This is a genomic window from Mucilaginibacter sp., from assembly GCF_039207105.1.
Lineage (GTDB): Bacteria > Bacteroidota > Bacteroidia > Sphingobacteriales > Sphingobacteriaceae > Mucilaginibacter.
This window is the reverse complement of the sequence record NZ_JBCECK010000048.1, coordinates 1-23,763: the sequence shown is the minus strand read 5'-3', so window position 1 is coordinate 23,763 and position 23,763 is coordinate 1. Positions and strand designations below refer to the sequence as shown.

Here is a 23,763-nt window from a genome sequence, read left to right as displayed (position 1 = left end):
ATATTTATTGTTAAGGTTTATGGTGCCACCAAACCCAACGCATCAGCACAGGTTGTAAAGCTAAACGCAGCCAGGCTATGCGTGGTGTTACCATGAAGTTACCTAATTTTAAAGGAGCATCGGCTATCATGCTGATGTGTACCGGTAAAAAAGCAATGAGCATAAGTATAATACCATAAATAGCCCAATCGCGTGTTTGGGATGATATCAATAATAAGGCAAACAATATTTCAAATATTCCGGCAAGTATATTTAATGCTATAGGATAAGGCAAGTAAGCTGGGATAATGCGATAATAGGATGCCGGATTAATAAAATGGTTGATGCCAGCCAAAGCATATCCGGTTATTAAAACAATAAGACTTGTGTTTTTTAAAAAACGCATTGTATAGTATACAATATTTTGTTAGTTATTGTTTTGTGCAGTTTAAATATGGTTTAAAGGTCATTTTCCGTAATATCATCCCTATTTATAACCATTCTAAATACGCCTGTATGACAAAGTATTGACATAGGATGTCATTTATAGTGATATTTTTGTTGGGTCAAATTTAAAACTGCTTTGAAGTATTTAAAGGTTATTGCTTTTACACACAAACAGATTGAACTGAAGGAATTGGGTAGATTGGTTGTTTGCCATGAAAATCTGTCAGATAAGCTTCAACAAGTTAAAACTCAATTTGGGATACCGGAGATATTTTATCTGGCTACATGTAACCGTGTTGAATTTGTTATGACCACCCCACAGGTAGTTGATAAAGATTTTGCAAGGAAGTTTATAGAAGCATTCCATACCGAATTGCACGGCGAGCATTTAGATACTTTTATGAATAGTGTATCTATTTATGAAGATCAGGATGCTATGGTACACCTGTTACGTACCTCTTGCTCATTAGAAAGTTTAATAGTTGGCGAAAAAGAAATATTGGCCCAGTTGCGTAAAGCCTATGAGCATTGCCGCGAAGCCGGTCTCACTGGTGATGGTTTACGCATGGTGATGAACAGTGTGGTAAAAACAGCCAAAGAAGTATATACCCATACTAATATTTCAAAAAATCCAATTTCGGTAGTGTCATTAGCGTATCGAAAACTCAGGGATCTTAATCTGTGTGCAACCGATGCCCGGGTACTGATCATTGGCGCTGGCGAAACCAACCGTAATATTTCCAAATATCTTCAAAAACATAAGTTTACCAATTTTGCGGTTTTTAACCGTACTATAGCTAAAGCCGAGCAGTTGGCTGCTGATTTGAAAGGTGAAGCTTATGACCTGGAAGCTTTAAAAACATACAATAAAGGTTTTGATGTGATCATTACCTGTACATCGGCAGTTGAGCCTATTATCACTACCGACATATACCAATCGCTTCTTAACGGCGAAACCAGCCGCAAAACCATTGTGGATCTGGCTATTCCAAATGACACCGCTCCCGAAGTATTGGAGCAGTTCCCGGTTAATTTTATCGAAGTACATTCACTTAATGAGGTTGCCAAACGTAACCTGCAGGAGCGCTACCAGGAACTGGTACATGCCGAAGCTATTATTGATCAAAATATTGCCGAGTTTTTAACCCAGTTAAAACAACGCCGTATTGAAGTGGCTATGCGCCAGGTACCTGAAAAAATTAAAGAGATCCGCAATACCGCCATTAACTCTGTTTTTGCCGATGAGGTGCAGGGATTGGATGAGCAATCTCGCGAGATACTGGAAAAGGTGATCAACTACATGGAGAAAAAATATATCAGTGTGCCCATGATCATGGCTAAGGATATATTGATTAACGAGAACTAAGTAATATCTTTTTTTGAATATCTGCCGCGAGTTTAGCGTAACGTAACTCGTGGTGAACCCATTATGTAAGCTTTCAGCTTACGTAATAGCAATTGCTATTACTCTGTCGCTCTTAAATTCTTCTGAATCCACTCCTCAACCCCACATAACGGTCATTTTGTTGCAATTAGAAATAATTGGTGAAAATCTTGTACCTTATCATACCCATAAAAAACTAAATTTGCACCTGTAAAAACATTCATTCTTTTGGACAGAACACTGATAATAGGAACCCGTGGCAGCGAATTGGCGCTATGGCAAGCTAATTTTGTAAAAGACAGCCTTGCTGCAATTAATGTAACTGCCGAGTTAAAAATTATAAAAACCCAGGGCGACCGGATACTAAACCTGAGCTTTGATAAGTTAGAAGGAAAAGGTTTTTTCACAAAGGAATTAGAAGAAGAATTATTGGCAGGTACTATAGATATAGCGGTACACTCACATAAGGATCTGCCAACTGAAAACCCTCCGGGACTCATCATCGCAGCAGTTTCAGAACGGGAAGATCCGGCTGAACTGTTGTTGATCTTGAAAGACTGTGTTGATGTGCATCAAAAGCTTTCGGTAAAATACGGTGCTATTGTTGGCACCTCATCAAACAGGCGCAAGGCACAGTTGCTGGCCTACCGTCCTGATCTGGAGATAGAAGATCTTCGCGGCAACGTACCTACCCGTATCGGTAAGCTACGTGATGAAAAATATGATGCCATTATGCTGGCCAAAGCTGGCGTAACCCGTTTAGGTTTAGACCTGAGCGAATTTCATGTGGAGGAATTAACCCCTGCTGAATTGATACCCGCTCCTGCACAGGGGGCACTGGCTATCCAGATCCGCGAAACCAATCATGATGTTTTTGAAATTTTGCAGGCCCTGCACCACCCTGATGTGGCCGAAGAGCTTGCTGTGGAAAGGACCATATTGAAAATGTTTGGAGGAGGCTGCCATTTACCATTAGGCTGCTACTGCCGTCGTGATGAGGGCATGTTCCAGGTGTTTACCTCCAAAGCCGATGAAGGCGACGAGTTTCCTGACAGGTTATTTATAGAATCGGCAACTACAGAAGGCCTTGCCGAAAAGGTGGTGGCTAAGTTTGCTAAGGATCGAAAACTACCTTCAAAAGTGTTCATCTCCCGCGAACTTTCTGATCAAAGCTACTTCAAAAAGTCGATGGAAAACAGGAACATTCAGATAGAAGCACGCTCTCTTATCCGTACCGTTCCGGTAATTACCAAACTCGACTCCTATATATTAAAAAATATTGACTGGGTGTTTTTCTCCAGTAAAAACGCGGTTGAATACTTTTTTCAGCTCAATCCGCAATTCCCTAAAAAGGTAAAATTTGGGGTAATGGGCAGCGGTTCTGAAGAGATGCTGCGTCGTAAAGGTCATTTTACCAGTTTTGTGGGTGAAAGTACCGATACAGCCGAGGTAGCCGAGGACTTTGCTAAAATAGCGAATGGCAGTATTGTGCTGTTCCCGGGCGCAGAGAGCCCGATGAGGAGCATTCAGCAAGGTCTATCAGCAGATACTAAGATCATTGATCTGCCGGTATATGAAACCGTACTGGAGGAAGATGTAGAAGCCAGCGGCGCCGATGTACTGGTATTTACCAGCCCATCAAACGTAGAGGCTTACTTTGTTGATAACCTGCTTGACCCATACCAAAAAGTAGTGGCCATAGGCAAATCAACCGGCAAGAAATTTGATGAAATGGGTGTAAAATATACCCTGCCTTACTCGCCAGACGAAGTTGGGCTGGCCGAGGCTGTGTTTGGGCTTTAGGGAAGCCCATAGTCGATGGTCGATAGTCCATAGACTTTAAAATTTATTAACGACGATAACCATGTACTATCGAGCATGGGCTTTATATGATAAAAACCATGGACTATTGACCATGGACTATCGACCAACATTATGTTACAAAGACCACGTAGAAACCGGAAAAGTGAAGTAATACGCCAAATGGTGCAGGAAACACATGTTAGTGCTGCTAATCTGATATTTCCGTTGTTTATTGTTGATGGTACATTCCAGAAAACGGAAGTTGCCTCAATGCCGGGTATTTACCGGTACTCGATTGATAATCTGCTGCGCGAAATTGAGAGCTGCTTAAAACTTGGTTTAAATTCGTTTGATCTTTTCCCCAATATCGAGGATTCACTGAAAGACGAAATGGCTACTGAAAGCCACCGCGATGACAGTTTGTATCTGCGTGCTATCCGTGAGGTTAAAAAGAACTTTCCGGAGGCTTGTGTTATTACCGATGTGGCTATGGACCCTTACAGCAGCGATGGGCATGACGGCATTGTAAAAGATGGTGTGATCCTGAATGACGAAACACTGGAAGTATTAGGCAAAATGGCCCTGGCCCACGCGCAATGCGGTGCCGACATCATAGCCCCATCAGACATGATGGACGGCCGTGTTGGCTATATTCGTAATGTGCTGGACGAAAACGGCTTTACAAACGTTTCTATCATGTCATACTCGGCTAAGTATGCCAGTGCTTTTTATGGCCCCTTCAGGGATGCCTTAAATTCGGCTCCTAAATTTGGCGATAAAAAAACATACCAGATGAACCCGGCCAACCAGCGCGAGGCACTGATTGAGGCTAATTTGGATGAACTGGAAGGTGCCGACTTTTTAATGGTAAAACCGGCATTGCCTTACCTGGATATTATAAAACTGATTAAGGATAATACCGAATTGCCGGTTGCAGCCTACAACGTGAGCGGTGAATATGCCATGATCAAGGCGGCCATTCAAAAAGGATGGCTCAACGAACAGCGCGCCATTACCGAGGTGTTAACCAGCATTCGCAGAGCCGGTGCAACAGCAATATTAACTTACCACGCCAAAGAGGTGCTGGAAAATAAATGGCTTTAATAAGTCAAAATTCAAAAGTAAAAATTCAAAACAAATACTGAATTTTTGACTTTTGAATTTTGATTTTTGACTTATAAAAATGTTAGATTCATTAAAAAAAATGTTTTCGGGAGAGGCTAACGAGCCGTTAAATACAACGGGTAAGCCTGACATCAGCAGGGAAAAATCTGCCGAATTGTATGCCAAGGCAAAAACGTATTTCCCGGGTGGGGTAAACTCTCCGGTAAGGGCTTTCAAGTCGGTTTATGGCACACCATTGTTTATTCAAAAAGGTGATGGCAGCCATATATGGGATGCTGATGGTAACGAATTTATTGATTTTTGCTGTTCATGGGGCCCGCTTATTTTGGGTCATAACAATGCCAAAGTAAGGGAAAAGGTTATCGAGGTAATGCAAAACGGCATGTCGTTCGGAGCACCAACCGCTTTGGAGAACGAACTGGCCGAACTTATCCTTAAGAATAATAAATTTATTGAAAAGCTGCGTTTTGTGAGCTCTGGTACCGAAGCAGTTATGTCGGCCCTGAGGCTGGCCAGGGGCTATACCAAACGCGATAAGATATTAAAGTTTGAGGGTTGCTATCACGGGCATACAGATGCCCTGTTGGTTAAAGCCGGCTCAGGCCTGGTAACTTTTGGCGAAACTTCATCTGCTGGTGTTCCTAAAGCTTTTGCTGATGAAACTATTGTAGTATCGTTAAATGATAAAGATGCATTAACAAAAGCTTTTGCAGAGTTTAAAGACCAGATAGCCGCCATTATTATTGAGCCTATACCAGCCAATAACGGCTTATTGTTGCAGGAAAAGGAATACCTGCAATTCCTGCGCGAAATTTGTACCCAGAACGGTACCCTACTTATATTTGATGAGGTAATATCAGGTTTCCGCATTGGTTTCGAGGGCGCATCAGGTTACTACGGTATTAAGCCGGATATCATTACTTATGGCAAGATCATAGGCGGTGGTTTACCGGTTGGTGCTTACGGTTCATCGGCCGAGATCATGAGTAACATATCTCCTGATGGTGGCGTTTATCAAGCCGGAACCTTATCGGGCAACCCGGTAGCTATGGCAGCCGGCATTGCCCAACTGAGCGAACTGTTAAAAATGGGTTTTTACCGCGACCTGAATAACAAAACAGAAGAGTTCAGGGATGCGGTACAGCGCTTTGCCACAGCGCGTAACTATAAATTTAAAGTGTTTGGCGTAGGCTCTATATTCTGGTTTGCTTTTACAGATAAAGAGTATATTCGTACAGCCGAAGATATTGATGCATCAAGCATGGAAAAATTTAAAAAATTCCATCGCGAATTGATCAACAGGGGCATTTATTTGGGCCCATCGGGTTATGAGGTTGGCTTTATATCATCGGCCCACAGTAAAATTGATCTGGAAAAGGCAAAACGTGCTATATTTGATAGTCTTGACCTGGTGTTTAGCACTAAGCAATAGTATCAAGTAGTTAGTATCAAGTATCAAGGCCTTTGCGTTTGTTAAAATCGTGATACTTGATACTAACTACCCGATGCCAATATTGAAATTGATAAAACAATGAAAAAGCCATTTATTATTTTTTATGCCCTCATCATATATGCCATATCAGAGTTGGTTTGGTGGGGTTATATGTTGATGAAATTGCAGCCCGAGCGTATCGGGATGATCCTGGGCGAAGGCGCTATGTTCATCATGATATTTGTAGTTGGAGCCTACAGCTTGCATGCTTCTATCAACAAGGAGCGCAAACTACAGGAGCAGAAAAGGAATTTTCTGCTTTCGGTAACTCATGAGCTCAAATCGCCGCTGGCATCTATCAAAATATTGCTGCAAACCATTCAAAAGCGTGATCTTACTAAAGAGCAGTTACTTGATTTTGTAGGTAAATCGTTGCTTGATGTAGAACGTTTGGATGATATGGTAGAAAATATGCTGCTGGCATCAAAAATTGACAACCGCTCTTATACGTTCCCTAAAGCTACCTTTAACATGTCGGTACTGGTTGATAGTATTGTTAACCGTTTGCAGATCACCAAGTGCGATTGTAACCAGCAGATCATTGATGCAGAGATCGAGCCTAAAATTGAGATCACAGGCGATAAGTTTGCTTTAACATCGGTAGTGACAAACCTTATCGAAAACGCGGTTAAGTACTCAAATCCATGTTCGGCGGTGGGTGTTAAATTATTTTCAAAAGATGATAAAGTGTACCTGGAAGTGGCCGACCAGGGTATTGGTATAGCCGATAATGAAAAAACACGTATTTTCGATAAATTTTACCGTGTAGGCAGCGAAGATACCCGCAATACCAAGGGTACCGGCCTGGGCCTTTACATTGTAAAGGAAGTACTTGATAAACACCATGCCAGCATCAGGGTAAGGGATAACCGCCCCGAAGGCAGTGTTTTTGAAGTAGTATTTGGATAAACCTAAATTAAAAAGTAATATGCAAAATAAGAAAAGGATTTTATTAGCTGAAGACGAAGAACATTTGTTGGAAGCTATCAAACTTAACCTCGAACTGGAGGGATATAAGGTATCTACAGCTAAAAATGGTAAAAAAGCTTTGCAATTATTTAAGGAAGAGCGTTTTAACCTGGTAATATTAGATGTAATGATGCCCGAGATTGATGGCTTTGTTGTAGCCGAAACCATCAGGCTTGAAAATACTGAGGTGCCTATTATGTTTTTAACCGCTAAAAACACGAATGAGGACAAAATAGCAGGTCTTAAAAAAGGGGCTGATGATTACCTGACCAAACCATTTAACCTAGAAGAGTTAATACTGCGGGTTAATAACCTGATCAAACGCAGTCTGAAAGGTGAAGACCTGAAAGAGTTTAACAGCTACAAAATTGGCGACAAAGCTATCCACTTTAACTCTTTTGAGCTGGTAAATGCCGATGGTTCTATAACCCCGCTTACCAAAAAAGAAACCATGCTGCTTAAACTGCTTATTGAGCGCAGAAATGATGCCGTGTCGCGCGAGCAGATATTGGAAACGGTTTGGAACTACGATGTATACCCTTCAACCCGTACCATTGATAACTTTATCCTAACCTTCCGTAAGTATTTTGAACCAGACCCTAAAAACCCGGTTTATTTTCACTCTATCCGCGGTGTGGGCTATAAGTTTACCGATAATCAGCATTAATGTTCAGTAATAAGGTACGCGTATTTATAGCATTTCTTTTCCTGGCATCATTGGCTATACTGCTTTACCTGCACATTTATGAGCTGGCAGTAGTAGCTGTTATGATGTTGTTGCTGTTGATTTGGGATTACTTTAAGCAGGGCACATTGGTTGTGGCAGCCAAATACTTTCACGATAAAAATTATGAAAAAACGGAGGCTTCTTTAAAGGAGATCAGCAATCCGCAGTGGCTAAGTAAAAAAAGGCGCGGTTTTTATGAATATATATACGGCGGTGTATGCATCCAGAAACAGGATTTTGAAGCTGCCGAAAAACATTACGAACTGGCAGCCCAATATCCGCTGCACTCGGTTAATGACCACGTGGCGGCATTGGTAACTGTGGCTAACATTAATATCAGGTTTGGTAATTATGATAAGGCCAAAGCCTATCTACAACTAACCGAAAAACACGCGGATATAATGACCGCCAAAATGAAGGATGTGATCAACCGCCTTCATCAGGAATTGAAAAAACACTAACAATAGAGTCAAGAGATAAGAACTATGAGATAAGATAAAAAAGCTACTTGCTTAGATAAAAAATCTTATTTCTTGATTCTTGACTCTTGATTCTCAAAATACTATGAGAGATTCATTATTAATAAAAGCAGCTTTTTCCGAAAAAACAGAACGCCCACCGGTATGGATGATGCGCCAGGCTGGTAGGTTCATGAAAGAATATTGGGATATCAAAAACAAGTATTCATTTCTGGAGATGTGCAAAACACCGGAACTGGCTGCTGATGTTACCATGCTGCCGGTTGATTTGTTGGGTATAGACGGTGCCATCCTGTTTTCGGATATATTGGTTACCGGCGAGGCTATGGGCGGCGATCTGAGCTTTACCAATGGCGTAGGCCCTAAATTTGCCAACCCTGTACGTACACAAGCCGATATTGATAACCTGCAAACAGATGTTACAGATAAGCTGCAATATGTAGCTGATGCCATCAAAGTAATACAACAACGCCTGAACGGTCGTATCCCGCTGATTGGTTTTGCCGGCGCGCCGTTTACGGTAATGAGCTACCTGGTAGAAGGCGGATCGACCAAAGATTTTAAATTGACTAAGTTGATGCTGCACAACGAGCCTGAATTGGCTCATCAGCTGTTATCAAAAATTGCTACTGTTACAGCCGATTACCTGAACATGCAGATAGCAGCCGGTGTAAATGCTGTTCAAATATTTGACAGCTGGGCACAAGCCCTGGCATGGGATGATTATAAAGAATTTAGTCACTATTACATTCAGCAGATCATTAGCAAGCTAAACCGTAAGGATATCCCGGTGATATCTTTCTGTAAAGGCAGTTCGGTATTCGCGCCATTAATGGCCGAGGCCAAACCGGATGTGATTTCGATTGACTGGAACGTTGACCTGCTGGATATTAAAAAACGTTTACCTGCAGGCATTGCCGTACAGGGGAACCTTGATCCGCATATTTTATATGCCGATAAAAAAGTAATTAAAGACCGCATATACCGCCTGTTCGACAGGATGAAGGATGAGCAGGGCTTCATCTTTAACCTGGGGCACGGCATTATGCCAGACATCCCTTTTGATAACGTGAAATACGCGGTTGAAGTGATTAAAGAGTACAGAAACTAAATAATAGAAAATGTCATTGCGAGCGAAGCGTGGCAATCGCGAACTGTACAGAGCGATATGCAATGTTCGCGATTGCTTCGTACCTCGCAATGACATATATAACACCGGGCATCATGTACGAATACGTAAAAGCCATACATATCATCTTTGTAGTCTGCTGGATGGCTGGGCTGTTTTACATTGTGCGCCTGTTTATTTACCATACCGAAGCGCAGGACAAGCCCGAGCCTGATCGCAGTATATTATCAAAACAGTTTGAGGTGATGGAGAAGAAGCTGTGGTATATTATCACCGTGCCCTCCATATTGCTTACGGTAGCAGCAGGTATAACCATGCTGATATTGCAGCCCGCGTGGCTTCACTTTGGTTGGATGCACCTTAAGCTTACATTTGTGGTAGGACTTGGCATATACCATCATATATGCCAGAACAAAATAAAACAAATGGCAGGCGGCGTATTCAAATGGACATCAACCCAGTTGCGCCTATGGAATGAGCTGGCCACCGTGTTACTGTTCGCCATAGTTTTCCTGGTGGTACTAAAAAGCGCCCTCAACTGGATATTTGGCGTTGTAGGCCTGGTATCCCTCGCTGTTATCCTCATGATAGCTGTAAAAATATACAAGCGATACCGGGAGAAAAAGTAAAAGGAACGTCATGCTGAACTTGTTTCAGCATCCCTCAGGACTGATAGCCAGGAAGCATCTGCATGTGAGATGCCGAAATAAATTCGGCATGACGTTGGGTAAGCATCTGTTTTTACCAAAACCTCATCTTTTATAACCCTTCATATCTGTAACTTCCCGTCCTAAAAATATTTTTCCCATCATGCAACCATTTACACAGCTATAACATCTTACTGTTATAAATGATGTTTTTGGAACCAAAGTTTACCATTCAACAATTGATAGATCGCTGTAAGGGCGGCGAACGCAAAGCGCAGGGGTTGCTGTACAAGCAATTCGCGGCCAAGATGCTGGGCGTTTGCACGCGTTATGCGATTGACAAGGTGGAGGCCGAGGATATGCTGCAGAACGGTTTTATCAAAGTGTTTCAAAAAATAGCAGACTATCGCGGGGAGGGATCATTTGAAGGCTGGATACGGCGCATCATGGTACATAGTTCTATTGAGTATTACCGCAAGCATCATAAAATGCTGCAAGTGGTAAGCACAGATGAAACTGCTCATGAACCATCGGTTGATCAGGTAGCTATTGCCAACCTCGATGCACGGGTGTTGCTTGGCTTGATACAACAGCTGTCGCCAGGTTACCGTATTGTATTTAATTTATACGCTATAGAAGGTTACTCACATAAAGAGATCGCGGCTATGACAGGTATTAGCGAGGGTGCATCCAAATCGCAGCTCTCAAGGGCTCGCAGTATATTAAAAGAACAAATTGCAAAAATGGAGGGTAAAAGTTATGGATATGCAGGATAAGGACCTCGACAATCTGTTTCAATCATCACTTGATGGTTTAGAGGTAGAACCGTCTGCACAGGTGTGGGGCAGGATTGCTGATAAACTGGATGCCGATAAACGTAAAAGATCAATATTGCCTCTTTTAAGCATTGCCGCAAGTATATTGTTGCTGTTTACAGGGGGCTTATTGTTTATACCTAAAATGGTCAAAGTGAACCATACCGATCCTGTTAAGATAGCTAAGAACGAAATTCGGGTAAAAGCAGTGCCCATTGTTAAACTGCCCTCGGTAGCAGGAGTAGCTCATCCGCAAAACAAAAAGCAGGCAAAGGCAGTTATAGCAGCAGTTAACAGTTTGGCTGGGATAAAAAATAAGGTGAATAACAGAAAGCCGGTTTATAAACCCAATATATTGGATACTATTGTTAAAAGGCAACCAAATGAGCCTGAGTTGGCTTTGGCAAGTTTGGGTACTAAGGACGAAGCTGTAGCAACTAATAAAGTAGAAGTAATGGTACCGGTTAATAATTTGCTGACCCGTGAAAACAACCAGCAACAACCGCAGGGCAAATCAAAATCAAAGCCGGTTAAAAAGCACCGGATACGCAGCCTGGGCGATGTATTTAATGTAATGATAGCAGCGGTTGACAAGCGGAAGGATAAGTTCATTGAGTTTTCCAATACCGACGAGGACGATGCCACCATTACCGGCCTTAACCTGGGCATTATTAAAGTGAAAAAAGAAAAATAAATTATATTTACTCCCCTAATATGAAGCGACTGATTTTTACCCTCATCATATGTATAGGCGCTATGGGTGCTTTTGCCCAAACCGCCGACTCAACCCGTACCGATAGCGCGCATAAAAAAAAGGTTAGGTTTACAATGGGGGGCATAACTGATGATGATGCTTCATCACCTAAAGAACCGGATACGGCCTATCATGCCCATAAAGCACCGGGGTTTTCTTTTGGTGTAACCTTTTCCAGGATTGATCTGGGTTTGGCTACACTGGTAGATCATGGCAGCTTTACTTTATCGCCTAATAACCAGTTTTTGAGTTACCGCCAGTGGAAAACAAGTAACTTTGGTTTTGATCTGGTGCAGTTTGGCTATCGTTTTAACAGCACCTTTAAAATATATGTATCCGGCGGATTTGATTGGACACACATCCGCTTGCGTAATGATATCACCATTCAAAGAAATACTCCCGTGCTCACCTACACTGAGGATGATATCCATTATAGCAAAAATCGATTCTCGTCAAGCTATCTGCGTATACCTTTGGCATTTTATTACCGCAGCCATGAAGATGCCAGTGGTAACTGCTTCAGGCTGGTTGCCGGCCCCGAGATCGGCGTATTGCTGAACGGGCGCGTAAAACAAATAAGTGACGAAAACGGCAAACAAAAATTTAACGATGATTATCACTTTACCAAACTGCGCAAAGGGGCATTTGTACGTATGGGCTACGGTTTAATGGGTATTTATGCCAAATACTATTTTAGCGATATGTTTGAGAATAGTCCTGCGCAAGCCGGTTTAAGAAACTTTTCTTTTGGCCTGACTCTTGGCTTCTAAAGTGCTCTTTTTGAGGTGAATGTGTAATAAATTGTGCAAAAAATGTGTACCTATAAAGCTTAAATTGAGAACTTATTCAGGTAGTTTTAAGTAATAAAGATTACTCACGTTCGGCAAGCTATTATAAACCTCATTTGTTGAAAACATGTTTTACAGATCTCCAGGCATGTACTGAATTAGATTTGAATAGCTGCTGATAATTACACTTAATAATATCAGCAAACATGGTGGGAAATATAACTCATACGGTTTCATTTTCTTATGTTTTAAGTGTGATTGCGCATAACTCCAAGTATTTGGTGATCATACTTTTGGGTAGCATTACAACCTCATTACTGCATGCCCAGGTATCTGTAGACAGCCTGAATATGCTGATCAGGAAAACAAAATCGGATACAGGTAGAATAAATCGCCTAAATGATAAAACTTCAGCTTTAATAGAGATCAACCTTGACTCGGCTGCCGAAAGTGGTAGCAATACTATTGCAGAGGCTGTAAGGGCAAAGTATTTACTGGGCGAGGCTAATGCCAGGCGACTAATGGGCACCATATTATCCTTCAAAGGAGATTATGCCTCGGCTCAAAAAAATCTGGTGCTGGGCGAAGAGATATTTACCCGGTTAAATGATAAGGCCGGATTGGTCAAAATATATTCGGGCTATGGCATGATGTATGGCATGCAAAGCAAAAACGACAAGTCCATCGCTTTTTATAAAAAGGCCATTGAATTTGCTACTGAAATTAAAGATGAGCAACTGCTTAACAAGGCGTATCAAAATATCGCTATATCTTTTCAGCGGCAATCAAATTATTCCGAATCATTAGCTTATTTTCAAAAGGCGCTGAGTTTTTTTGAACGCGTGAACGACGAGAACTCACAAAGCTACATCTGGCTAAATATGGGTTTAACCTATAATTTGATGGATGATAACATTCGTGCTGAGCAATCATTACGAAAAGCGGTGAGGCTGGCCAAAAGAGCGAATATCAAAAATGTAGAACTATATGCTTATTCCAATTTAGCTGCTACCTATTCCAAATTGAAAAAGTACGATCAATCATACAATTATGCTATGAATGCGGCAGCGTTGGGTAGGCAAACCGGCGATTTAGGAATAACAGCGGCAAGCTTATCAAAAGCCATTATGGCTCTTGCTGATCAAAACCAGCTGCCCGAAGCCTTAAAGTTGGGTAAAGCATCTATCGGCGTGGCCGATTCGGCAAACCAGCCTTACAGCGAATACCAGGTTTATGCCGCTATTGGTAATGTGCTTAAAAGGCAAGGCTCATATGGTGATGCTGTTTTTTACTTGAACAAGGCTTTTAAAGCTATTAAGGGAACCGATATTGTTGATGAGGCCACAGGTGAGTCATATGGCGATTTGGCTGAATCTTATGAAAAAATAGGCTTGTACAGAAACGCGTTTAAAACCTATAAAAGATCGTCACAGATCATCGATTCGCTTAGGAGTACTAAAAATATACGCATGGCCACCGAGCAAAATATGAACTATGAATACGAAAAGAAGCAACAGGCTCAACTGGCACTGAAACAAAAACAGGATGCAGCCAATAAAATTAAGCTCATCGTTTTGTTAGCTGTGCTTATTGTATTTTCTGTAGTGGCTGTAATTTATAGAAACGCTTATCGTAATAAGCAAAAAGCAAACGCGCTGCTTACAAGCCAAAAAAGGGAGATCGAGAGTGCTTTGAGCAAGTTGAAAACTACACAAAGGCAGTTGGTTCAAGCTGAAAAGATGGCTTCGCTTGGGCAGCTTACCGCTGGTATAGCGCATGAAATTCAGAACCCGCTTAACTTTGTCAACAACTTTAGCGAGGTAAGTGCTGAGCTGGCCAGCGAGTTAAAGGAGGAGCTGAAAAATGGAAACCGGGAAGAGGCCATTTCCATTGCCGATGATCTTGAACAGAATCTGAATAAAATTCAGCACCACGGTCAGCGGGCTGATAGTATAGTTAAGGGCATGCTTGAACATAGTCGCTCCCATGCCAGCGATATGGATGTAGTGAACATAAATACGCTGGCCGAAGAGTTTTTACGCTTATCATATCACGGCATGCGGGTTAAAGATCAGGATTTTGCTTCGGAGATAGTTACCAATTTTACCCGCGAAAAAGTGATGGTGAATGGCATACAGCAGGACATAGGCCGGGTACTACTCAATTTATTTAACAATGCCTTTTACGCAGTAAGTCAAAAGTTAAAAGCTAATCCCGGCAATTATACACCTAAGGTTGAAATAAAAACCGAAAACGACGGGTCCATTGCCATCATTAAAATAAGAGATAATGGTAACGGAATACCCGCCGATATTCAGGACAAGATCATGCAGCCATTTTTTACAACCAAGCCTGCGGGCGAAGGCACTGGCTTAGGCTTATCACTGAGCTATGATATCATCGTGAACGGCCATAGCGGAACCATCGATCTGAACACAGCCGAATGTGAATATACCGAGTTTATTATAACCCTTCCCCGCATTTTAGCAGATAATCCGATGCAATCAGTTGCCTGAAAATTCCTCCGCTTTGTCATCCTTGAGCGTAGCGAGGGATCTATTCTGCAACATGCAAAGTTTGTCATCAATTCTTCGCTACGCCAGGATGACAAGTTTATAAGCACTTTCAACAATTTTGTATCTTTGCAATCCATGTCAGATACTCCTTTTTTGCAGGCCATTGCAGTAAGTAAAATATATCCGGGTAAACAGCTCTCCGGGATTAAAAAAACAAACCTGGTTATACAGCCCGGCAAAATTACGGCTATTATTGGCGAAAGTGGCAGCGGTAAAAGTACGCTATTACGCTTATTGTATGGCTTACTGTCGCCCGATGAAGGGCGGGTGGAGTTTAAGGGCGAGCGCATTTGGGGTCCCGAAGAAAAACTAATCCCCGGTCATGATGCCATGAAAATGGTTACCCAGCACACCGATGATCTGAACCTGTTTGCCAAGGTATGGGATAACGTGGCCGCTATGCTTCCGGCAACAGATCTGAAAGCTAAGCAGCAGAAAACAGAGCAGGTATTAAAGCAACTGAACATGGCTCATATGGCCGACAGGCGGGTGGCCGACCTGAGCGGCGGCGAAAAGCAACGTGTGGCCATTGCCCGCGCTATTATAACCCGTCCGCAGGTTTTGTTGTTAGATGAACCCTTTAATCAGGTAGATACCTCATTCAGGGAGGGTTTGCAACGCGATATCAGGCTCATAGTGAAAGAAACAGGACTCACCGTAGTAATGGTATCACATGATCCTGCCGAAGTTCTCTCCATGGCTGATGACCTGATCGTGATTAAGCAAGGTGAAATATTGGAAGAAGGTACGCCGAAAGCACTATATCAATATCCGCAAAATTTGTATACAGCTCAATTACTCAGCAATTGCAATGTACTTACCGCCGCCGAGGCTAAACTTTGCCATATAGAAGTTGCCAAAGAATACGCCGTTATATATCCCGAATGGATTAAGCTAAAGCTGATTGCTCCAATAAGAAACTGGACGGTGCGGGAGGTGCAGTTTAAAGGCTTTTTTGAAAACCTTATACTGGAGCAAAATGGCCGTCTGCTGCGCGTAGTGAACGAAGAAGCAGACAAATATCAACCCGGCGATAAAGTTGCCGTAAGGGCAGGGAAGTGGCTGGAGTATTAAAATAATAACAACACTTCGTCATGCTGAACTTGTTTCAGCATCCCTCAGGACAATAACTCCATGTACGGTAAGCCTTGCCGGTGGGGTGCCGAAACAAGTTCGGCATGACGGTGTATCACCTTTGGCTGCCAGATAGTTTGTAAAAATAAAAAGCCTTGCTAATTACTTAGCAAGGCTTTTATTTATAAGTATTAAGGCTTTACACCAAATACTCAAACAACGTTCGGTCTTTATTAAGTTCAATAACGTTGAAACGATGAGCTATCATGCGTTTAAGCAGAGCCGGATAATCATCGGCAGATTGCAGTTCGATACCTACCAGGGCAGGGCCATTCTCTTTATCGTTTTTCTTGATAAACTCAAAGCGGGTAATATCATCATGCGGCCCCAACACGTTGGTCACAAAAAGCTTTAAGGCACCCGGGCGCTGCGGAAAGCGGACGATGAAGTAATGTTTCAGACCCTCATAAAGTAAAGATTTCTCTTTGATCTCCTGCATGCGGGCAATGTCGTTGTTACCGCCGCTCACGATACAAACTACCTTTTTACCTTTTATCTTATCCTTGCAGGCATCCAATGCGGCTACAGATAAAGCGCCGGCGGGTTCAACTACAATAGCGTCTTCGTTGTAGAGCTTTAATATAGTGGTGCAAACTTTACCTTCAGGTACCAGTTGCATATCGTCCAATATCTCCCGGCAAATGTCAAAATTTAATGCACCTACACGTTTCACGGCAGCACCGTCAACAAAGCGGTCAATCTCAGGCAAGGTTATAGGTTCGCCCTGTTCCAAAGCTTTAAGCATGGAAGGTGCACCCTCGGGCTCAACACCAATTAAGTGAACGCCGGGTACGTTTTGCTTTAAATAAGTTCCGGTACCGGCAGCAAGTCCACCACCGCCTATAGGCATAATTACGGCATCTACACCAGGCAAATCCTGCAATATCTCAACACCAACAGTGCCCTGGCCTTCAATAATACGAGGATTATCAAATGGAGGGATAAAAGTCATTTGATGGGCTTCTGTATAAGCTAAAGCCTCGCGTAGGCAATCGTCAAAAGTATCGCCGGTTAAAACCAGTTCAACACTGCCGTGGCCGTGCATTTCTGTCTGAGTAACTTTTTGCTTCGGTGTAATTTCCGGCATAAAAATTACACCTTTAGTACCCAAAGCATTACAGCTAAAGGCCACACCCTGCGCATGGTTACCCGCGCTGGCGCAAACTACACCACGACTCAGCTGATCAGCAGTTAGCTGGCTTATCATATTGTAAGCACCACGCAATTTGTATGAACGTACAATTTGCAGATCTTCCCGTTTCAGGTATACCTCGCAATCGTACCTTGCCGACAGGCCGGCGTTATATTCCAGCGGAGTGCGTTTTACAACACCTTTAAGGCGCTCATAAGCCGACTCAAAATCAAGTTGGTTTTTAGTGTCAGTTTCCATTATTAATTTTTTACCAGCTTATGCGCAACTAAACTCAACAGATCTTCATCATTAATGTCAAGCTTAGCATCGGCAAGGGTTAAAAAGTTGGTGTATGCCTCGGCAAGTTCTTCTTTATTCAGGTTGATGCCCAAACGCTCTAAATGAAATTTAAGGGCGTGCCTGCCGCTGCGTGCGGTAAGTACAATACTCGCACTTGGGAAGCCAACATCTTCCGGGCGAATGATCTCATAGTTTTCACGCATTTTCAGGAAACCATCCTGATGAATACCCGAACTGTGCGCAAAGGCGTTGGCGCCTACGATGGCTTTATTGGGCTGTACCGGCATACGCATTTGTGTGCGGATCATCTGGCTCAATTCGTAGAATCTTTTAGAGTCAATCTTGGTATGTAAGCCTAAAGTTTGATGCGTTTTCAGGATCATGACCACCTCTTCAATAGAGGTATTACCTGCGCGCTCGCCAATACCGTTAATGGTACCTTCAATTTGGCGGGCACCATTCTGTAAACCGGCTATGGAATTGGCGGTAGCCAAACCAAGATCATTATGGCAATGTACCGAAATGATGGCTTTATCGATATTTTTAACATTCTCTTTCAAGAACTTGATCTTAGCACCATATTGATCTGGCAGGCAATAACCATTTGTATCGGGGATATTCACCACGGTAGCACCAGCCGCAATTACGGCCTCTACCATTTGTGCAAGGTAAACTACATCGGCACGACCGGCATCTTCGGCATAAAACTCAATATCTTCAACAGCACGTTTGGCATATTTAACAGCTTCAACGGCACGCTCCAGAATTTCTTCGCGGGTACTGTTAAATTTATGCTTAATGTGCATATCAGACGAGCCGATACCTGTATGGATACGCGGACGTTTAGCGTATTTTAATGATTCAATAGCGGCGTCAATATCGCCTTTGTTTGCACGGGTAAGGGCACAAACGGTAGGTTCTTTTACAGCCTTTGAAATTTCAACAACGCTGTTAAAATCACCGGGGCTTGAAACCGGAAAGCCTGCTTCAATGATATCCACGCCCAGCAACTCCAGCTCTTTGGCTATCTCAATTTTTTCTGGGGTTGTTAACTGGCAACCCGGTACCTGCTCGCCATCACGCAGCGTGGTATCGAAAACATAAACGCGGTTGGGATCGTGTAACATATCTTTTATTTTTTTTAATTTTTTAGTATCAAGTAGCGAGTATCATGTATCAAGATTGTTTTCGTTACTTTTTACATATTCAGTTATTTTTTATGTATCTCCAATCAACACGTTTAAAGTCTTGATACATGATACTAATTACTTGCTACTTTAATTTACTCTTTCACTGCCACAAACCTTAGTCTTTTATAATCTGCGTACCATTGGCCGTTTTCGTTATAAAAAGGTTCAAGTTTCTGGGTTATTTCTTTTAATATCTGTGGTTTTTCCTCATCAGGGATGCCTTCCAGGAATTGTGCGCCAAACATGGTTACCCACTTGGCTACGCCCTGATCGCCATCCTGTAAAGGTGTTTTACGATCGTAATGAATGGCGTAAGTTACCTTAAAGCCATGCTCTTCCAGTTTTGTGGCCTGCTCAGCTATAGAGGGGAAATACCATATTTTGGTATCGGCCTGTTCTGTATAGCCATGATTTTGCAACACCAATTGTGTCGACTCAATTAAATGGCCAACGTTACCTTTGCCACCCATTTCTGCCACAAAACGGCCGCCATGTTTCAGGCTGTTGTATACGCTGCGCATCATGCCGTTTTGATCAAGCACCCAGTGTAACGCCGCGTTCGAGAATACGGCATCGTAAGGAGTGTCGGTAAAAAAGTCGGCTGCGTTCTCGATTTCAAAATCAACGTCTGGAAACTTCTCCTTAGCCTGCGCAATCATATCAGGCGAAAGGTCGGTACCTTTCACTATAGCCCCTTTATCCTTTATTTGTTTGGTTAAATGACCGGTTCCGCAACCAAGGTCAAGTATATATTCGCCGGGTTTAGCATCCAATAATTCCAGCACGTCCTCGCCGTATTGAAATACAAAGGCATGCTTTTCATCATACAGATCGGCGTTCCACTTCATCGCTTTTTTCATCGGCTTTTTAAATTTAGCTCAAGTACTCCAACACTTTTTGGCCCATAGCTGTGGTGCCTAAAATTTTGCTTTTATCGGTATTGGCATCAGCAATGTCGCCGGTGCGGTAACCTTGTTTAAGCGTTTTATCAATAGCTGATGTGATCAGTTTTGCCTCTTCTTTTAATCCGAAGCTGATCTCCAGCATCAGTGCTACTGATAATATAGATGCCAGCGGATTGGCTTTATCCTGACCGGCAATATCATGTGCCGAACCGTGGATAGGCTCAAAAAAGCCGGTGCCATCGCCAACAGATGCCGAAGCCAGCATACCCATTGAACCCGCAATTTGCGATGCTTCGTCAGTTAAGATATCACCAAAAAGGTTGGCAGTTAATACCACATCAAACTTTTTAGGGTTTTTAACCAGTTGCATAGCGGCATTATCAATAAACATGTGCTCTGTTTCCACATCAGGGTATTGTTTGGCAATTTCCTGTACCACTTCGCGCCATAGGCGTGAAGCTTCCAGTACGTTGGCCTTATCAACAGAGCATAATCTTTTACCGCGTACACGAGCTGCCTCGTATGCCTTAATGGCTATACGCTCAACTTCATAACGTGAGTACACCATCAGGTCGGAAGCGGTATTCCTGTCTTCACTGCGTTTTTTCTCGCCGAAATAAACATCACCGGTAAGTTCGCGGAAAAACAGAATATCAGTTCCTTTCAGTATTTCCGGTTTCAGGCTTGATGCATCAAGGAGTTCATCAAACAGCATGATAGGGCGCAGATTGGCATACAAGCCAAGTTCCTTACGGATTTTTAACAACCCCTGCTCCGGACGCACCTTTGCAGATGGATCATTGTCATATTTAATATGGCCAATGGCGCCAAATAAAATGGCGTCGCTGGCTTTGGCTTTTGCTAAAGTTTCATCAGGAAGCGGGTTGCCGGTAGCTTCAATCCCCGCATGACCCATCAGGGCTTCGTCAAAGGTAAACTCGTGACCAAATTGCTGACCAATCTTTTCCAGAACAGCCTTACCCCATGTTGTTACTTCGGGCCCGATACCATCACCGGGTATTACTAATATGTGTTTTTTCATTAAGCCCCCTAACCCCCTAAAGGGGGAATATTTTGGTTGTAGTACTTTTTATTGTTTTGCTCAGAATCCTTTGTTCTCCCTTTAGGGGTTAGAAGTCCTGATTTTCAAATTGCTGTATTAATTCCTTTTTGCTCAGGATATAATCAATATCATCATAACCGTTGATCATGCAGGCTTTTTTGTAGGCGTTAACCTCAAATGTTTCCTGTTCGCCGGTGGCTACAATTTTAATTACCTGATTGTCCAAATCAATTTCAACAGCCGAGGTGTGATCGGCGTAAACCGCATCAAAGATCTTCTTCAAAAAATCTTCGCTTACCTGTACCGGCAACAGCCCATTGTTTAATGCGTTGCCTTTAAATATATCAGCAAAAAAGCTGCTAACTACAGCGTCGAAACCATAATCGGCAATGGCCCAGGCGGCATGCTCGCGGCTGCTTCCGCAACCAAAGTTTTTACCTGCAACCAGTATTTTACCGCTAAAGTTCGGGTTGTTGAGCACGAAATCTTCTTTGGGATTATCGTTCTCATCAAAACGCCAGTCGCGGAATAAGTTATTGCCAAAACCATCGCGGGTAGTGGCCTTTAAAAAACGAGCGGGGATGATCTGGTCGGTATCGATGTTCTCGATAGGCAGAGGCACCACGCTGGTTTGTACATGTTTGAATATTTTGGTCGCCATATTATTTTCCTTTTGTCATTGCGAGGAACGAAGCAATCGCGAACTATGTATAGTATCCCTATACAGTTCGCGATTGCCACGCTACGCTCGCAATGACATATTAGCTAACTAACTCTTCTTCTTTTAAAAAGGTTCTGATATCTGTAACCTTGCCGGTAATTGCTGATGCTGCCGCAGTGAGCGGGCTGGCCAGGAAGGTGCGGCTGTTAGGGCCTTGTCTGCCTTCAAAATTACGGTTTGAGGTAGATACGCAGTATTTACCGGCCGGTATTTTATCCTCGTTCATGCCCAGGCAAGCACTGCATCCTGGTTCGCGGAGCGGGAAACCTGCTTCGTTAAATATTTTATCCAAACCTTCGCGTATGGCTTGTTCCTGTACCTGCTTTGATCCCGGAACTACCCACACGGTAACGTTATCGGCCTTGTGTTTGCCTTTTACAAATTCAGCTACCTGGCGCAGATCCTCAATGCGTGAGTTGGTGCAGCTGCCGATGAACACATAATCAATAGGTTTACCTAACAAAGTTTCATCATCATGCAGGCCCATGTACTCCAGGGCTTTTTTGTATGATCCCTGCTCTTTGGCTTCAAACGAAGCAGTTTCAGGAACATGTTGTGTTACACCAATGCCCATACCGGGGTTTGTTCCGTAGGTTATCATTGGCTCAATGTCTTCTGCTTTAAAGGATAATACTTCATCAAACTGAGCATCAGCATCAGAGTATAGAGTTTTCCAGTAAGCTACGGCCTTATCCCATTCTTCGCCTTTAGGGGCAAATTCGCGGCCTTTTACATATTCAATGGTGGTTTCGTCGGGAGCAATTAAACCGCAACGTGCACCCATTTCAATGCTCATGTTACAGATGGTCATACGGCCCTCCATACTTAACGAGCGGATGGTATCGCCGGCATATTCCACAGCATAACCTGTACCGCCGGCGGCAGAGATCTGCGAGATGATATACAGGATAATATCTTTAGCGCCAACACCTTTGTGCAGCTTGCCATTTACTTCAATCTTCATCCTTTTTGGGCGGGATTGCAGTAAACACTGTGTGGCCATTACCTGCTCAACCTGCGAGGTGCCTATACCAAACGCTATAGCACCAAAAGCGCCGTGTGTTGAGGTATGGCTATCGCCGCACACATAAGTACCACCTGGGCGGGTAATACCCAGCTCGGGGCCTATTACGTGTACTATACCCTGAAAAGGGTGACCCAAGCCGTACAGCTCAATTCCAAACTCTTTACAGTTTTTGGTGAGCATATCAACCTGGTAGCGGGAAAGTTCTTCTTTGATGGGGAGGTGCTGATCAATTGTAGGAACGTTATGATCTGCAGTGGCCACTGTTTGTTTGGGCCTGAAAACCGGTAAGCCTCTGGTACGTAAGCCATCAAATGCCTGCGGACTGGTTACCTCGTGTATGAAATGTGTGTCGATGTATAAAATATCAGGAAAACCCTCGTTGCTACTGACGACGTGTGCATCCCATATCTTATCAAATAATGTTTGTCCCATGATAGTATCAAGTAGTTAGTATCAGGTATCAAGTAAATGCTATAGCCTGATACCGGTATTGTTTTATTATTAAGCAGCAAGTACTTAATATCTATCGCATCAAAAAAACTCGATACTTGATACTAAATACTTGCTACTAAAAAGACTTACGCTTCTACAACCTGGTTTTCAGGGCGTAAGCTGCGTACAGTTTTACCTGCCTGCCATAATTCGCTTTCGCGTAATTCTTTCAATTCCGCGTCTAATTTTTCACGGTAATCTGGCTGGCTGTTTGAATCGATAGAACGTTGTGACTCTTTGCCGGTAGCAACGCTTTCGTATAATTCTTCAAATACCGGTTTAGTGGCATCACGGAATTTTTTCCACCAATCCAACGCGCCGCGTTGTGCTGTGGTTGAGCAATTGGCATACATCCAATCCATACCGTTTTCAGCAACCAGTGGCATTAATGATTGAGTTAACTCTTCAACAGTTTCGTTAAAGGCTTCAGATGGAGAGTGGCCTTTGCTGCGCAATACATCATACTGAGCCGCGAAGATACCCTGGATACAACCCATCAGTGTACCACGCTCGCCGGTTAAATCGCTATATACTTCTTTTTTGAAGTTGGTTTCAAACAGGTAACCGCTACCTACGGCAATACCTAGTGAAATTACGCGCTCAAATGCTTTACCGGTAGCATCCTGGAAAATAGCGTAGCTTGAGTTTAAGCCACGGCCTTGCAGGAACATACGGCGCAATGAAG

At 43.0% G+C, this 23,763-nt stretch carries 21 protein-coding genes and 1 pseudogene; 14 read left to right on the top strand and 8 right to left on the bottom strand.

Going from position 1 to position 23,763, the window contains the following annotated elements:
• Window positions 1-10: 10 nt before the first annotated feature.
• Entirely contained in the window at window positions 11-385 is a 375-nt protein-coding gene (locus AAGC65_RS11950; RefSeq protein ID WP_343112680.1) for a MauE/DoxX family redox-associated membrane protein, read from the bottom strand.
• 177 nt (window positions 386-562) lie between these two features.
• Between AAGC65_RS11950 and hemA the strand changes: the two genes are divergently transcribed.
• The 14 genes from hemA to AAGC65_RS11880 all read left to right on the top strand — a co-directional run bounded on the left by hemA (window position 563) and on the right by AAGC65_RS11880 (window position 16,188).
• On the top strand, window positions 563-1,792 hold the full coding sequence (gene hemA / locus AAGC65_RS11945; RefSeq protein ID WP_343112679.1) for a glutamyl-tRNA reductase: 1,230 nt from the start codon (window positions 563-565) through the stop codon (window positions 1,790-1,792).
• Window positions 1,793-2,038: 246 nt separating this feature from the next.
• Complete coding sequence (gene hemC, locus AAGC65_RS11940) at window positions 2,039-3,613, top strand: hydroxymethylbilane synthase (RefSeq protein ID WP_343112678.1); 1,575 nt, start codon at window positions 2,039-2,041, stop codon at window positions 3,611-3,613.
• Window positions 3,614-3,745: 132 nt separating this feature from the next.
• Window positions 3,746-4,717, top strand: a complete 972-nt coding sequence (gene hemB, locus AAGC65_RS11935; protein WP_343112677.1) for a porphobilinogen synthase — start codon at window positions 3,746-3,748, stop codon at window positions 4,715-4,717.
• A gap of 79 nt (window positions 4,718-4,796) precedes the next feature.
• Complete coding sequence (gene hemL / locus AAGC65_RS11930; RefSeq protein ID WP_343112676.1) at window positions 4,797-6,170, top strand: glutamate-1-semialdehyde 2,1-aminomutase; 1,374 nt, start codon at window positions 4,797-4,799, stop codon at window positions 6,168-6,170.
• Between the two features lie 99 nt (window positions 6,171-6,269).
• Window positions 6,270-7,139 carry a HAMP domain-containing sensor histidine kinase gene (locus tag AAGC65_RS11925; RefSeq protein WP_343112675.1) on the top strand — a complete coding sequence of 290 codons (870 nt, stop codon included), beginning with the start codon at window positions 6,270-6,272 and terminating at the stop codon, window positions 7,137-7,139.
• Between the two features lie 19 nt (window positions 7,140-7,158).
• Window positions 7,159-7,866: a response regulator transcription factor gene (locus tag AAGC65_RS11920; RefSeq protein WP_343112674.1), complete on the top strand. Its 708-nt coding sequence runs from the start codon at window positions 7,159-7,161 to the stop codon at window positions 7,864-7,866.
• Window positions 7,866-8,387: a hypothetical protein gene (locus tag AAGC65_RS11915; RefSeq protein WP_343112673.1), complete on the top strand. Its 522-nt coding sequence runs from the start codon at window positions 7,866-7,868 to the stop codon at window positions 8,385-8,387. Before AAGC65_RS11920 ends, AAGC65_RS11915 begins: the two co-directional genes overlap by 1 nt.
• A gap of 103 nt (window positions 8,388-8,490) precedes the next feature.
• Window positions 8,491-9,516: a uroporphyrinogen decarboxylase gene (gene hemE, locus AAGC65_RS11910; RefSeq protein ID WP_343112672.1), complete on the top strand. Its 1,026-nt coding sequence runs from the start codon at window positions 8,491-8,493 to the stop codon at window positions 9,514-9,516.
• Window positions 9,517-9,629: 113 nt separating this feature from the next.
• Entirely contained in the window at window positions 9,630-10,163 is a 534-nt protein-coding gene (locus AAGC65_RS11905) for a CopD family protein (RefSeq protein WP_343112694.1), read from the top strand.
• A 224-nt stretch (window positions 10,164-10,387) separates the two neighbouring features.
• Window positions 10,388-10,957: a sigma-70 family RNA polymerase sigma factor gene (locus tag AAGC65_RS11900; RefSeq protein WP_343112693.1), complete on the top strand. Its 570-nt coding sequence runs from the start codon at window positions 10,388-10,390 to the stop codon at window positions 10,955-10,957.
• On the top strand, window positions 10,947-11,690 hold the full coding sequence (locus tag AAGC65_RS11895) for a hypothetical protein (protein ID WP_343112671.1): 744 nt from the start codon (window positions 10,947-10,949) through the stop codon (window positions 11,688-11,690). The genes AAGC65_RS11900 and AAGC65_RS11895 overlap by 11 nt, the downstream gene beginning before the upstream one ends.
• Before the next feature lie 20 nt (window positions 11,691-11,710).
• The gene (locus AAGC65_RS11890; RefSeq protein ID WP_343112670.1) at window positions 11,711-12,520 is read left to right on the top strand and encodes an outer membrane beta-barrel protein; all 810 of its coding nucleotides are present in this window, start codon (window positions 11,711-11,713) and stop codon (window positions 12,518-12,520) included.
• 224 nt (window positions 12,521-12,744) lie between these two features.
• The gene (locus tag AAGC65_RS11885; protein WP_343112669.1) at window positions 12,745-15,054 is read left to right on the top strand and encodes a tetratricopeptide repeat-containing sensor histidine kinase; all 2,310 of its coding nucleotides are present in this window, start codon (window positions 12,745-12,747) and stop codon (window positions 15,052-15,054) included.
• 135 nt (window positions 15,055-15,189) lie between these two features.
• A complete protein-coding gene (locus AAGC65_RS11880; RefSeq protein ID WP_343112668.1) occupies window positions 15,190-16,188 on the top strand; it encodes an ABC transporter ATP-binding protein in 999 nt (332 codons plus the stop codon).
• Window positions 16,189-16,387: 199 nt separating this feature from the next.
• Here AAGC65_RS11880 and ilvA read toward each other — a convergent pair whose 3' ends face one another.
• From ilvA to AAGC65_RS11845, 7 genes and pseudogenes are all read right to left on the bottom strand, one after another.
• Complete coding sequence (gene ilvA, locus AAGC65_RS11875) at window positions 16,388-17,638, bottom strand: threonine ammonia-lyase IlvA (RefSeq protein WP_343112667.1); 1,251 nt, start codon at window positions 17,636-17,638, stop codon at window positions 16,388-16,390.
• 2 nt (window positions 17,639-17,640) lie between these two features.
• Window positions 17,641-18,807 carry a 2-isopropylmalate synthase gene (locus AAGC65_RS11870; RefSeq protein WP_343112666.1) on the bottom strand — a complete coding sequence of 389 codons (1,167 nt, stop codon included), beginning with the start codon at window positions 18,805-18,807 and terminating at the stop codon, window positions 17,641-17,643.
• Window positions 18,808-18,962: 155 nt separating this feature from the next.
• On the bottom strand, window positions 18,963-19,730 hold the full coding sequence (locus tag AAGC65_RS11865) for a methyltransferase domain-containing protein (RefSeq protein ID WP_343112665.1): 768 nt from the start codon (window positions 19,728-19,730) through the stop codon (window positions 18,963-18,965).
• A gap of 13 nt (window positions 19,731-19,743) precedes the next feature.
• Window positions 19,744-20,817 (bottom strand): 3-isopropylmalate dehydrogenase, encoded by a 1,074-nt coding sequence (leuB, locus tag AAGC65_RS11860; RefSeq protein ID WP_343112664.1) that lies wholly within the window; start codon window positions 20,815-20,817, stop codon window positions 19,744-19,746.
• Window positions 20,818-20,905: 88 nt separating this feature from the next.
• Window positions 20,906-21,499 carry a 3-isopropylmalate dehydratase small subunit gene (gene leuD, locus AAGC65_RS11855; RefSeq protein ID WP_343112663.1) on the bottom strand — a complete coding sequence of 198 codons (594 nt, stop codon included), beginning with the start codon at window positions 21,497-21,499 and terminating at the stop codon, window positions 20,906-20,908.
• 100 nt (window positions 21,500-21,599) lie between these two features.
• Window positions 21,600-23,018, bottom strand: coding sequence for a 3-isopropylmalate dehydratase large subunit (leuC, locus tag AAGC65_RS11850; protein ID WP_343112662.1), 1,419 nt, complete (start codon window positions 23,016-23,018; stop codon window positions 21,600-21,602).
• Window positions 23,019-23,164: 146 nt separating this feature from the next.
• A pseudogene (locus AAGC65_RS11845) lies at window positions 23,165-23,763 on the bottom strand (ketol-acid reductoisomerase); the annotation flags it as partial.